The sequence below is a fragment of the Hymenobacter chitinivorans DSM 11115 genome (genome assembly GCF_002797555.1).
GTDB lineage: Bacteria > Bacteroidota > Bacteroidia > Cytophagales > Hymenobacteraceae > Hymenobacter > Hymenobacter chitinivorans.
Window position 1 is genome coordinate 363,492 of the sequence record NZ_PGFA01000001.1, and the last position, 12,575, is coordinate 376,066.

The following is a 12,575-nucleotide window of genomic DNA, read 5'->3' on the forward strand; positions in this document are numbered from 1 at the left end:
CTGGTAGAACGTCATGTCGAGCCTAGCGAGGCATCTCGCGCGCAGCAGTAACTGAAATTACTATTGCACGCGAGATGTCTCCCGCTGGTCGACATGACGTTCTGTTTGGCTACTATTTTACCCGCACTACGCCTGCGCCGTTGTAGCTGTGGTATTCGGCGTTGTACATGGCGTCGGCACTCACCGGGCCCAGGCGGAAGGTGCCCTTCGACACGGCCCGGGCCACGTAGTAGAACGACTTGCCCCCGGGGGTGACGGTGGTGAACAGGTTGATCCGGTCGTCGCGCATGTCGAGGTAGTCGGGCGTGGCGGCGTCCGTGGCCCAGTCGATGTCGCGCACGGCCCCGATGCGTGGATTCTCAATTTCCAGGCCGGCGGGCAGCAGGTCGGTAATGGCCACGTTGGGCACTTCCCCGGCCGCGGTGGCCGATTGAATCGTGATGCGCACCACCACCAAGTCGTTTTGCCGGAAAGTAGTGCTGCTGACGGGTTTGCCGTTACGGTCCAGGAAGTCGCGGCGCACTTTGAGGAAGGAATCTTCCTCGCGCACGGTGTTGGTGGCCGACACACCCTCAGTTTCCCAGAAGTAATACAGGCTGCCCGTGCCCGTCGTGCGTAGGCTTACCTGGCGGTTGGCTACGTTATTCACCGTCAAATCCGTGCCCGTAAACTTGCCGATTTCCCGGGCATCGGCCAGCAAGGAAGCCGTGGCGGTGCTCTTGGCGTTTTGGCGGGCTACTTTGCCCAGGGCCAGCAGCGAAAAGGACCGTTCCTGGGTATTGAGCCACGACGCCTGCTTGACCTGCCGGCTGAGCTGGCGGGTGAGCTTGGGCACCAGGGCGTTGCCGGGGTCAACTTCGAGCAGGGAGTTGAGCACCAGGGCCTCGTCGCGGATGGGGGAGTAGAACGAGCCGTCGAAGGCGCGGTGAGCGGCCGTTTCGGTGAAGGTGGTGGGCAGCAGGTCGCGGTAGGCTTTCTGGTTGCCACCCACGGCCTGAGCCGCTGCCAGCAGGAAGCGTGAGTCCTGGGCCAGCAGCTGCCGGTTCGACTTATAGTAGTTCAAGGCCACCGGATCTTGGCGGCCGGCCAACGCCAGCACGTAGATGCTATAGGGAATTTCCTTTTTGGCAATGACCTTACGGCGGGCAATGGTGCTCACGTCGAAGTAGTCGTACTCCTCGGTTTCGCGCTTGCGGGTGCGGGCTTGCAGGTATTGCAGCACCTTGTCGAGGTGGCTCTTGTTGACTTCGAAGCCGGCGCGCTGGGCTTCGAGCAGGAAGTGGGCGGCGTATGTGGTGGCCCACCAGTTGTCGTAGTCGCCGCCGGGCCAGTAGCTCAGGCTGCCGTTGTAGAGCTGCTGGGACTCGATTTTGCGGATGGCTTCCTGCACGTTGTAGTTTGGGTTGAAGCGTGTGCCCTTGGTCTGCTTGCCGGTTTTCTGGCTGAGCGTGGCCGTCAGATCCGCGTAGTAGAGCTGGGGGAAAGCCGCCGACACGGTTTGCTCCAGGCAGCCGTAGGGGTACTGCAACAGGTAGCGCAAATCCTTGGCAAACTCCGTCATCGGCGAGCGGCTCACCACCAGCTGACTGCGCAGGGTAGAGGGAATGAAGGCCGTTTTCAGGTTCAGCGCCTGGTTACGACCACCTTGCACCACGCCCGAGCCGGATACCTTTTCCAGCGGGGAAGCCGGGCGGACGGGTATTTCAATGGTTTCGGTGAACTGCTCCTTGCTGCCGTCTGCACTGACCGTAATTTTAACGGAGGCATTACCAATAATGCTGGTAGCGGGAATCGTCTGTGGACTACGGCCGGCAAAAAGCCTGAAGCGAATCTGCGTTTCCTTGTTGGCTGGCAACGACGCAAACCGCGCTTCATTCGTCATGGCGTCACCGGTTTGAATTGATTGAACCGGACCTGTGGTAGCAATAGTAACGGAAGCTTTTGCTGCCTTCCCTGTCGTGTTCGTCAGCGTCACGGGCACGTCAATCGTATCGCCGGGGCTGAGGAAGCGGGGGAGGCTGGTGCTGATAACCACCGGGTCGGCGATGCGCATGGTTTGCTCGGCCGAGCCGAAAGCGTCGCCCTTATAGGCCACGGCCATGACGCGCACGGCCCCGCTGAACTGCGGAATGCGCACTTTGTAGCGCACTTTGCCGTTGGCATCGGCCCGCAGCACCCCGCTCCACTTGGCCAGCAGCTTCACCCGGCGCGAGGGCACGGGCGTGGTGCGGCGCGAGAGGTCGGCCCCGTCGCCGCCGGAGGAGCTGGTACCCAGCTCGGGCAGCAGGAAGGGGTACACGTCGTAGGCATTCACCTCCAGGGCGCGCTTCTGGTAGAAGTAGGCGTAGGGGTCGGGCGTGCGGTAATCCTTCATCTGCAGAATGCCCTCATCGACCACGGCAAAGGTCACGGCCGCACCCGGCGCGGTGCTGGCCTCGATGGTCTGCCAGGTTTGGGAGCGGCTCTGCTCGGCTACGGTCAGGGCCACGGGCAGCTTGGCGCCGGGCTTTTCCACCGTCAGCGGCACGAAGCCCCGGGCCACGGTCAGCGGCAGGCGGTTGTCGGTAATTTCGCGAATGGCGGTGGCCGTCACGTAGATGTTGGGCACGTGGTTGCCCCGAATCGGAATGCTCACCCGGGCCGACTTCTCATCGGTATCGACGTAGAAATGGTCGAGCACCTTGTCGCGCTCCACGGTGATGAGCACCCGGCCGGCAAAGGGCGTTTTGAGCAGGAGCTTGGCCGTTTCGCCGGGCTGGTATTTCTCCTTATCAGCCTCAATCGTCACCTCGCCCTCGTTGTTGACCTCGAAGGAATTGCTCTGGGTGTCGCCGTAGCCGTAGGCGTAAATATGGCTGGCTACGTAGGTCGCCGCGCCCGGGCGGGCAATGCGCACCTCGTACTCGCCCGAGGAAGCCGGGGTGAAGTCGAGCGTGAACATGCCGTCGATGGTGCGGTTCTGGGTCAGGATGGCTACCTCGCGCTTCTGCGAGGTGTAGCGGTAGCGCCCACCCTGGCGCTCAATCACCGTTTCCCACAGCAGGCGCACCACCTTGATCTGGGCTTCGGCCCGGGCGGGCTGGGCCGTCTTGGGCGTTAGGGCCACGAAGCGCAGGGTCTGGGCCTGGCGGGTGCTGACCAGCTCGGGCAGGTTCTGAATGCCGAACATCACCGGCTGGGTCTGCACTTCGAAGGTGGCCAGGCGGTTCACAGGCCGGCCGCTTTCGTCGAACACCGTGGCGAAGGCCGAGCCTTCGAGCGTGCCGAGGTCTTCGTAATCGGGTACCTCGTAGGTGGCCGTGCCGTTGCCGCTGGCGTCGGTAGTGCCTTCGCGCACGGTTTTCTCGAACCGGTCGGAAATGGCGGTGTTTTCCTCGTAGCCGTAGCCGCGGCGCTTGTTTTCGCCGGTGTTGATGTAGAAGTTGTAGTCGGCGTACTTCTTGGGCGTAAACGGCTTTTCCTTGAGCGAGAATTCCACCTCAAACTTCCGGTCGGATGCCGGCGGGCCAAACAGGTTCACGGCCGTGATGTTGGCATTCACCGCCTGGCCCGGACCCGCTACGGCCGGCGCGGCTTTCACCGTCACCTTCAGCCGGTCGGGAATAAATTCCTCCACCGAAATGGTGCGTGAGGTGAGCAGTACGTCGTTGCCGGTCAGCACTTCCAGCGTGTAGAGGCCGGTCATGATGCCGGCGGGCAGGATAAAGCGCGACTCGAAGGAGCCGTCGGCCGAAAGCTTCTTGCGCAGGTTGGCGTATTCCTTGCCAGTAGGCAGCAGCAGGCGGATTTTCACCGGCAGGTTGGCCGGTGGGGCCTGCCAGCCCTCGGTACGAATCACGGTGTTGGTTTGAATCGTGTCGCCGGGGCGGTACAGGTCCCGGTCGCCGTAGAGGAAGGCTTGGTAACGGGCCGCGTTGCTTTGCAGGCCGCCCACGTCGAAGCGCGAGGTTTCCACCCGGCTCGTGGGCAAATTCAGGAAGGTGAAGTCCGACTCGCGCTGGGCCGTGACCATCGTCAGGCGGAAGCGGCTGGTAGCGGCGGTGCTGTCGAAGACGGCCACGCCGGCGCTATTGGTGGTGGCGCTGCTGATGACTTGGTTGTTGGAGCTTACGAAGCGCACGTTGACCCCGCTCAGGGCCTTGGCGCTGCGAATCGAGTTGGCAAATACCAGCGTGCGGCCGGCCTTGCCCTGCTTGACAATCAGGCCGATATCCGACACCGACACTAGCTTGCTCACCTGCAGCCACTGCCGCTCGGTATCCTGTACTTTCACCACGTACAGCCCTTTCATTGGCCCCGTAAACTCCAGGTCCTTGAAGCTCAGGTTGAGCAGGCGCATCCCGTTTTCCTTGGGCATGCCGGCCACGGTGTAGGTGCGCTCGGTCAGCACGTTGCCCAGCTGCTCTACGTCGTAGTAGTTGTACGACTTGTCTTCGTAGCCACCGTCGCCGCCGTCACCTTCTTCGCCGCCTTCCTCGTCGTAGTCGTAGCCGTACTGCTGGCCACCGCGCAAGAGCTGCTGAATGTTGTTGGCGTAGACCTTGGCAATGGTGACCTGCACCTTCTCGATTTCGGCGATGCGCACGCCCAGATTGCGGGTGCCCAGCGCGTCAAGGTACATGGCCTTGTCGCCGTTGGCGAAGCTCAGACTGGGCCGCTCCTCCACGAAGGCGGCCGTTTGGGTGAAGGGCTCCGGAAGCTGCCCGCCCAGGGCTCCGCGTAACCCGCTGCGCAAACTAATCTGGTAGGTCTTGTCTACATCAAAGCCACCTTTCAGAGTAAAGCCGCTTTCTAAGGCTTCCACCGAGTAATCCACGGCCGGCTCCACGGTGAGCAGGGCCGGTATTTCCGCCGCTGATACGGGCTGGTTGGTGAGCACCGTAATGACCGGGTCACCGTCCACGATAGAGGCCACCACTTCGCGCACGAGCAGGGTTTGCTGGTCGGGCACGGCCACTTGCGCGGTGAGAGGCGTAGTCGTGGCCCGGTCCGAGCCCACGGGGTGCAGGCCGGGGGCCAGCTCCAGGGTGATGGGGGAGCCGGGGCGCACGTCCTGGGTCAGGGCCACGCCCACGATGCTGTCGGCCTCCGCCGACACGACCTCGAAGGCTACGGGCTTGCCGTCCTGGGTTACTTTGAGCAGGGGCTGAATATCGGCCGGCTTCACGGCGTAGTTGAAGAGCAGGTTGGCGCGCATTTCGGCCGTGCCCGCCACCCGCCGGCTCTGGCTCCAGAACAGCTGGGGCTCGTGCATCGTCAGGCCCGGGGTGTGGAATTTGCGCTTGCTCAGCGGCGGCTCCTTCTTGAGCTTGAGGGCTTCCAAAGCCACTGGCCGCCACTGGGCGGCAAAGGCCGTAGCGGGCCGGAAGGGCTCGGAAGGGGAGAAGGTCAGTTCCCGGTCACTGGTCCACTTGAACTTGCCGCGCACGGCGGGCTCAAACTCCACGTACTGCAGCGTGTCCCAGCGACTCACGCGGCCTTCGCCCACGGGCTCGTCGAAGGTGAATACAATGTTTTGGTAGGGGCTGATTTCCTCGCCCTCGGGGCTGGAATCAGCGTTGGGGCCCGACTTGGAGCAGGCGCATAGCAATAGCAGCAACACCAGCAAAGGCAGGCGAGATAAGCGGCGGGTAAGCATAAGGATAGGGAGAAGAAAATGGACGCGGGAAGGTATAGAAAAAGGAGGATGTTTGTAGTTATTTATAGCTGAGCTCGAGCACCTAATTAAGTGCAGCAAGTTATAACAGTCACTATTACAGCATGGAAATGCACTCCCGTTCGGAAATCGTCTGTAGTGTACTGGCTAACAGTCGCACGAAAAGCACCGTGTATACCGTGCTAGACCATTATGCTCCTACACACAAACCGCTTGATGGCGACTACGGGTGTTGGGATACTCCCTATAATAATCCTGAGTACACGTTTGGCTCCGAAGATGAAATGCTGGAATATTACGCTGAAAATACTGCGGCAGTCTGTAGTTTCTACTGGAACCTTGGGGTGGGTACTCCAACCCGATACGTGGTGGTTGGAGCACGTTTTACCTCTGATGGACAGTTGGTTATGAGCGTAATCGTCGACGTGGAGGAAGAAGCCGAGGATGAATGCCTGGATGAGCTGAAAATGCTACTGAATTCACAGATAGGCGTCATTAGCTACGTCAACCCAGCCTACTTCACCGATGGGCAGGATTTTGCCGACAGGTACGGCTAGAAGTCGCCAATACTCCCACACTGCTTTCTATGGTAGCCATGAACTCCCCATCAAGTACAAAAAAGGCGAAGCCTGCGCCCCGCCTTCACTTCCTGGACTCGTCCGCCTACCCGTACTGGAATAGTTTGAAATGAGCGTCTTCGTTATGCACAGTTTATACAAGTTCACTCCGCCAGTCGCATAATCAGCTCCCGGCCGGGGCGCACGAACTCGACCTGCAGCAGCCGGCGGGTCGGGGCGTCGAGCCAGTAGGTGACGGTGCTTTTATCGGCGCCGAAGGTTTGCACCACCCAGGCCGGCCGGCTGGACTTGCCGTCGGGGGCGGGCAGGGGCTGGGCGCCCACAATGCGCCCCCGCACCCAGTCCTGCCCGCCCTTCTCGTACACGTACTGCGCAAACTTGAAGGGTTGCCCGGCCCGCAGTGGCAGGGCCAGCACCACCAGGTCGGCCGAAAAGGAGTCGAACAGGGCGGCCGGGGTGGTCAGGTCGACGGCGGTGCGCTGGGGGCCCACCTGGTTGAAGCCCGTGACGCGGGCCCCGGCGAAGTCCAGGGTCAGGGTGCGGCTGTTGGGCTGGTGGGAGCGGTGGGCGCGGGGGTAGAGCGTACGGCGGTCCACGGTGCCACTGTCGACGATGGTGCCGGTGGGAAAGGAAATGACGGACCGCTTGAGCGCGAGTCCCTGTTGCGGCCGGGTAAGGTATTCGTACGAGGTAGCCACGCTGCCGACGGGCTTTTCCTGACCCTCGCGGCGCATGAGCATGGTGTAGCGGGCCGAGAAGGGTTGGATAAGTTGCCCATCAACGCTGCGGCGCGGGGTGAGCAACAGCGTGTCGGTGGTAAGCACCGCAGACTGGGCCTGCGCGGTGCTCGTCAGGCTCAGGGCCAGTAGTAAGCCGGGAAGTTTCATGGCGTACAGAGTAAGGTGAGGGAAAAAGACGGGAGCCAAGTACGAGCAGCGCCATCAATTGTCCCGCCCTATTCGACCATTGTGGCGGTTTACTCGGCTTTCACCAGGCTTTGCTCAACCATTGGCCTTCCCTGGACTCGGTGGCTACTGCTGGCCCAAGGGTCGAGGGAAAGGCCGCAACGGTCGAAAATCCGGCGGGGCGTGCAGGTTGCGGGCGGCGCGGCGGGTATCTTGGGGGCCCCATCTGCCACTACTGCCATGCTCGGGCTTCTTCGCCGCCACCGGGTGCTACTGCTGCACCTCTCGTTCTGGGGCGTCTACTTTTCGTTTTACTTCTACCAGATCAGCCGGGAGGCGGGCTGGCGGCTGGCGTTGGCCAACTCGCTGGTGCCGCTGGTGAGCAACCTGCTTATCGGCTACCTCAACTTCTTCTACCTGCTGCCCCGGGGACTGCGGCGGCAGCAGCTTGGGCGCTACCTGCTGGAGCTGGCCGCTCCCTTCACGCTGGTGGTAGCGCTGCGCGTGGCGGTGCAGCGGCAGCTGGCGGTGGGGCAGATGCAGCAGAGCTACATGGAATCGGGGGCCTTCGTGCTGTCGGTGGTGGTGGGTACCTTGTTTATCGTGGCCTTCCTGAGCATGCTGCACTTCGTGGTGGGCTGGTTTGCCCTCGACGCCCGCACCAAGGCCCTGGAAAACGAGCAGCTGACGGCCGAGCTCAAGCTGCTCAAGGCCCAGATCAACCCCCACTTTCTCTTCAACACGCTCAACAACCTCTACTATTTGGCCTACACCCAGTCGCCGAACACGCCGGAGGTGGTGGCCAAGCTGGCCCAGATGATGCGCTACATGATTTACGAGTCGAACCACGCTACCGTGGCCCTGAGTCAGGAAATCGAGTACATGCAGAACTACGTGAGCCTGGAAAAGCTGCGCCTCAACGCCCCGATTGCCGTGCAGTTCGTGGTTGAGGGCCCGGTGGAGGGGGTGCGTATTGCCCCGCTGCTGCTCATTACCTTTCTGGAAAATGCCTTCAAGCACGGCGTCAGTACCACCGACCCTAATGCCTGGGTTTCGGTGCTGATCCGGCTGCACGGCCCCGAGTGCGTTTGCACGGTGGCCAACGGCCGGCTGCCCCACCCCGCCCCGGTACCAGCCGCCCCGGTACCAGCCGCCGCGGGTACGGGCCTGCAAAACCTGCACCGCCGCCTGGCTTTGCACTACCCCGGCCGGCACGCGCTGCGGGTAGACGACAGCCCCGCTGAGTACCGCGTCCACCTCACCCTAACCCTGGCCTGATGTTGCGTTGCCTGATTGTGGATGATGAACCCATGGCCCGGAAGCTGCTGGCCGACTACGTGGAGAAAGTGCCGTTCCTGACCCTGCACGCGGCCTGCGCCAGCCCGTTGGCGGCCCTGCAGGAGCTCAGCAGTCACCCTATCGACCTGCTGCTGCTCGATGTGCAGATGCCCGAAATCACCGGCCTGGCTCTGCTCAAGATTCTGCCCCGCCAGCCCCTGGTGATTCTGACCACGGCCTACTCCGAGTACGCCCTGGAAAGCTACGACCTCGACGTGGTCGACTACCTGCTCAAGCCCATTACGCTGGAACGGTTTCTGCGGGCCGTGCACAAGGCCCAGGCCCGGTTGCTGCCCGGTGCTGCTCCGGGCCCAACCGGTCTGGTACCGTCCCCGGCGGTGCCGCTGCCGGCCGAGCCGGCGCCGTTTCTCTTCGTGAAGGATGGCACCCGCCTCGTCAAGATCCGGCAGACCGACATCCTGTTTGTGGAGGGCCTGAAAGACTACGTGGCCATCCACACCCGCCAGCAGCGCATCGTGAGCCTGCAGCGGCTTAAAACCCTGGAGCAGCAGCTGCCCGCCACGCACTTCATCCGGATTCACCATTCTTACATCGTAAGCCTGGAGGGCATCGACGCCGTATTCAAGGACAAGGTGCAGATCGGCAGCCGGTTTCTGCCCGTGAGCGAATCCTACCGCAAAGCCTTCCGCAGCTTCATTGGCCCCGACCTGCAGTAGCAGCGTACCGGCCACGGGTAACTGACTTAATGAGCCGGCTCCAAACACAAAAAAGGCGGAGCCTGCGCCCCGCCTTTTTCATTTAGCTCACTATCCCGCACTTACTGGGGCAGCGTGAGCAGATAGCCGATGGTGAAGTTGGCGTCCCAGTCGAAGACGAACTGCTTGCAGCCGGTAGCTTCGGCAATGGACTTGTAGATGTTGAGGCCGGCCTTCGACTTGGCGTTATCGAGCTGGTAGGCGTCGGCGGCTTGCAGCACGGTGTAGCGCTCCTTGCCGTTGCGCACCTTCTTGGCCATTTCAAACGGCACACCGCCAATGATAAAGCAGGTCTGACGCAGGTTTTGGGGTACTTGCTGGGCTTTGGCTTTCACGTCGGCGGCCACGGTGGCGTCGTCCACATTGTCCTGGAAGTACTTGGCCCCGTAGGTTTCCACCGACTTGGGTGCGCCGCCGCTCAGCCACGAAATCTTGGTGTTGCCCGAGCCAATGTCCGTCACGAACGACTTGTCGGCAAAGGAAGCCGGCAGCACCGAACGCAGACCCAGCACGCCTTCCTTCTCCGGTGTCACGGTGTTGACCACGTAATTCAAATCCTTCAAAGCCTTGATAATCTTGGCCGTACCCGAGGCCTTGATGGCGCCGGAGCTGACCACGAAATGAATGTCGCGGCCGCCCACGCCGTAGTCCAGCATCTGCCCGATGTAGGACTTCAGGCCCTTGCGCACGTCGTCGTCCGACGACATATTTTCCATTACCAGGCTGTTGCCAAACTCCGCTTTTTCCAGCTTCCAGTTCCGGCTTTTGTCGATGCGCACAATAAAGGAGTTGAAGCCGCTGGCGCCCAGCTCCACCACGCCCTTGAGCTTGCCGTTGACCGGGGCCGGAGCTTCGTAGCTAAACGCCGGAGCCGTCGCCGTAGCCGTCGCCGTAGAAGTAGAAGCCGAGGTGCCGGGCTCAGTCGTCGAGTAGTCGCCGCTGGCTTCGGTGCCCGGGGCCGCCCCCGGCGAGACGGGCGCGGTAGTCGTGGTGGCGGAGTCCGGGGCCTTGTTGCCCACGAAGTGGCGGAAGCCGAAATAAACGGCGGCCACCACCACGAGGGTGATAATCAGCCGGCCGGCAAGAGTAATACGCTGCATGAAGAAAGGAATTAGGGAGTTGGGAATGTAGAAGTATTCAAGACGACATTTTCGCTATTTGTCATCTTGAGCTTTGCGAAGGACCTTCCTCGCCTGAGTGATAAGCTTTCTTCAACGTGAGATATTTGGTACCTGCGCGGTCAGGAGCTTTGTCACGTTGGCACAAGTCGTAGTGGGGTAGGCAAGGAAGGTGCTTCGCAAAGCTCAGGACGACAGGGTAAACAACCTCCGCACGCAAGACCCGGCTGGGCTTAGTTGAGCAGGTCGCGGTAGCCGGCATCCTTGGCGGGGTAGGGTTCGGAGGAGCTGGGCGCCGGCACTTCGGGCTTGGCATCGAGGGTCACGAGCTTGAATTCGCCCTGGTTGTAGGCCTGCAGCATGGCCTCGCCCTTGTCGGAGAGGATGCCGTTCTGCACGTCCACGGAGTTGATGAAGTCCATCGACATATCCATGGCCCGCTTCATTTCGCCCAGCTTCTGGCTCATATCGTCCTGGATGTATTCCATCGACTCGTCGAAGTAAAACTTCTTGTCGGGGTCGCCCTTGAAAATGCTCACGGCGGTGCGCAGCGCGTTGGAGCTTTCCTTCACAATCTTGTATTCCACCTCCTTGAGGCGCACCTTGATTTCGGTTTCCTTGATGATGTAGTCGGCGCTCTGGTTCACCTTTTCCATGAAGGCCAGCACCATTTTGATGTTGCGCTGCAGGGGTAGCAGCTTCTCGTTCATCTGCTGCAGGCCCGCTCCCTCGATGGTGGCCAGCTGGGCGGCTTCCTTCATGCCGGGCTTGGCGGCCATGCTGGTTGCCTTGTTGGCCTCGGCAAATTTCTGCTTGATTTCCTCGTTGTTCTCGTTGATCTTCTTGTTGAGCTTGACCAGCTGCCCGGCTAGGGTATCAATCTGGCCCTGCATCTTCTGGCGCTTCTGCTTGAGGTCCTCGATGTAGATTTTGAGGATGGCAATGGGGTCGAGCTGAATGATGAGCCCGGTGATTTTGCGCATCAGGGTCTTGAACAGAAAGAACAGCCCGGTGCGGATGTCGCGGCTGGTGAAGAGAAACACGAGCAGCCCGAGCGCGCCCAGCAGCAAAGCCAGGTGCAGGGTGTTGGTGGCCACTTCAATCAGAAATTTGACGACCTCATTAAAATAAAACAGGCCCGTGCCAACCAGTCCGGCCAGTACCACCAGGCCCAGCACGCCCTCGGGGCGCGACCAGAAGGAGCGGCGCTCGGCCTCCGTGGAGCCGCCAAGCTGCGTAAAGTCAGGAGTTGCCATTCTGTGAAGTGGTGAAATTGTGAAATGGTGAACTTGTGAAATGGTGAGTTTGCTGTTCGGGTGGGGAAATGGTGCGTTTGGTGTTCGACTGGCGCAGCTTTGCGCATTTTGCGCCGCTAGCACGACAACTCACCATTTCACGATTTCAGCATCTCACCACCTACCGCAGGTACCGCGTGATTTTCTGCAGGTCTTGTTCGATTTGCTGGGCGAAGTGGGCGTAAGTCACCTCGTAGTTCTGGCGGTTCTGGTTGAGGCGGCCGCTCTGCTCGGTTATTTCGCCGCCGATGGCCGCCAGGCGGGCATTGTTGGCGGCCTGCTTCTGCTGAATCTCAGCCAGCTGCCGGGCCAGGGCTTCGTTGTCGGCCTGCAGCTGCTGCTGTTCCTTCTGCAGCCCCCCGACCCGCTCGTTAATGGCCTCGTCAACGCTTTTGGCAAAGGCGTCGCGGTCGGCCCCCAGTACCGTGAGGTAGTGCTGCCCGGTGGTGGTCAGGGCCGTCACGTTGGCCGACCCGCCCATGGCCTTGAAGCTGGCCCAGGCCGCCTGAAACTGCTTTTCCTCGCTCAAATCCAGGCTGGTGAGGCTGCGCAGGGTTTCACGAAACTCAAAGTAATCGGGGCCGGGCGGGTTGTTCTTGGCCAGCACGCCGGCCAGGTGCTCGGCAAACTTGCTGTCGTGCTGCCCGGTAGGCACCGGCGCAGGGGGCATGCCTGCCCCGGCGGGTGCTGCGGGGGCCGGGGCCGCGCCGGGGCGGGCCGGCTCGGCGTCCGTAATGAAGAAGCTCAGAATCTTACGGCCGAGGTTGTCCGGTTCAGGCATGGCAGTATTGAAAGGTGGCACCTGCAATGTTACGAGGTTGGCGCAAATATGCCGCGCCGGCTATGCTGAAACTGCGGAGCGCCTCCTTGCCAGTTCCATATCTGCCGTGTGCGCAGAGCCCGCAAAAGGCGAGAGAAGCCGGCCGAAGCGGGAAAAAGGCCGAGCTAACCGGCGAGTCGGCCGCACCG

8 protein-coding genes are annotated in these 12,575 nt (G+C 61.5%); 3 read left to right on the forward strand and 5 right to left on the reverse strand.

The features are described from left to right. Positions 1–112: 112 nt before the first annotated feature. Positions 113–5,638, reverse strand: coding sequence for an alpha-2-macroglobulin (locus CLV45_RS01355; RefSeq protein WP_100334604.1), 5,526 nt, complete (start codon positions 5,636–5,638; stop codon positions 113–115). Positions 5,639–6,063: 425 nt separating this feature from the next. Here CLV45_RS01355 and CLV45_RS24765 point away from each other — a divergent pair, with 425 nt between their 5' ends. Further along, positions 6,064–6,213, forward strand: coding sequence for a hypothetical protein (locus CLV45_RS24765; protein ID WP_157807220.1), 150 nt, complete (start codon positions 6,064–6,066; stop codon positions 6,211–6,213). A gap of 164 nt (positions 6,214–6,377) precedes the next feature. Here CLV45_RS24765 and CLV45_RS01360 read toward each other — a convergent pair whose 3' ends face one another. Further along, positions 6,378–7,121 carry a DUF3108 domain-containing protein gene (locus CLV45_RS01360; RefSeq protein ID WP_100334605.1) on the reverse strand — a complete coding sequence of 248 codons (744 nt, stop codon included), beginning with the start codon at positions 7,119–7,121 and terminating at the stop codon, positions 6,378–6,380. A gap of 258 nt (positions 7,122–7,379) precedes the next feature. Here CLV45_RS01360 and CLV45_RS01365 point away from each other — a divergent pair, with 258 nt between their 5' ends. Further along, on the forward strand, positions 7,380–8,417 hold the full coding sequence (locus tag CLV45_RS01365; protein ID WP_100334606.1) for a sensor histidine kinase: 1,038 nt from the start codon (positions 7,380–7,382) through the stop codon (positions 8,415–8,417). After that, on the forward strand, positions 8,417–9,154 hold the full coding sequence (locus tag CLV45_RS01370) for a LytR/AlgR family response regulator transcription factor (protein WP_100334607.1): 738 nt from the start codon (positions 8,417–8,419) through the stop codon (positions 9,152–9,154). Before CLV45_RS01365 ends, CLV45_RS01370 begins: the two co-directional genes overlap by 1 nt. Before the next feature lie 101 nt (positions 9,155–9,255). Here CLV45_RS01370 and CLV45_RS01375 read toward each other — a convergent pair whose 3' ends face one another. From CLV45_RS01375 to CLV45_RS01385, 3 genes are all read right to left on the reverse strand, one after another. Beyond that, positions 9,256–10,293 (reverse strand): hypothetical protein, encoded by a 1,038-nt coding sequence (locus CLV45_RS01375; RefSeq protein ID WP_100334608.1) that lies wholly within the window; start codon positions 10,291–10,293, stop codon positions 9,256–9,258. A 251-nt stretch (positions 10,294–10,544) separates the two neighbouring features. Continuing rightward, on the reverse strand, positions 10,545–11,567 hold the full coding sequence (locus CLV45_RS01380) for a hypothetical protein (protein WP_100334609.1): 1,023 nt from the start codon (positions 11,565–11,567) through the stop codon (positions 10,545–10,547). Between the two features lie 160 nt (positions 11,568–11,727). Beyond that, complete coding sequence (locus tag CLV45_RS01385) at positions 11,728–12,387, reverse strand: hypothetical protein (RefSeq protein ID WP_100334610.1); 660 nt, start codon at positions 12,385–12,387, stop codon at positions 11,728–11,730. Positions 12,388–12,575 lie beyond the last annotated feature (188 nt).

Bases quoted from the DNA above. Each gene is read 5' to 3' on its own strand.
- CLV45_RS01375 (WP_100334608.1), bottom strand. From the start codon at position 10,293: ATGCAGCGTATTACTCTTGCCGGCCGGCTGATTATCACCCTCGTGGTG.
- CLV45_RS01365 (WP_100334606.1), top strand. From the start codon at position 7,380: ATGCTCGGGCTTCTTCGCCGCCACCGGGTGCTACTGCTGCACCTCTCG.
- CLV45_RS01370 (WP_100334607.1), top strand. From the start codon at position 8,417: ATGTTGCGTTGCCTGATTGTGGATGATGAACCCATGGCCCGGAAGCTG.
- CLV45_RS01385 (WP_100334610.1), bottom strand. From the start codon at position 12,387: ATGCCTGAACCGGACAACCTCGGCCGTAAGATTCTGAGCTTCTTCATT.
- CLV45_RS01360 (WP_100334605.1), bottom strand. From the start codon at position 7,121: ATGAAACTTCCCGGCTTACTACTGGCCCTGAGCCTGACGAGCACCGCG.
- CLV45_RS01355 (WP_100334604.1), bottom strand. From the start codon at position 5,638: ATGCTTACCCGCCGCTTATCTCGCCTGCCTTTGCTGGTGTTGCTGCTA.
- CLV45_RS01380 (WP_100334609.1), bottom strand. From the start codon at position 11,567: ATGGCAACTCCTGACTTTACGCAGCTTGGCGGCTCCACGGAGGCCGAG.
- CLV45_RS24765 (WP_157807220.1), top strand. From the start codon at position 6,064: ATGAGCGTAATCGTCGACGTGGAGGAAGAAGCCGAGGATGAATGCCTG.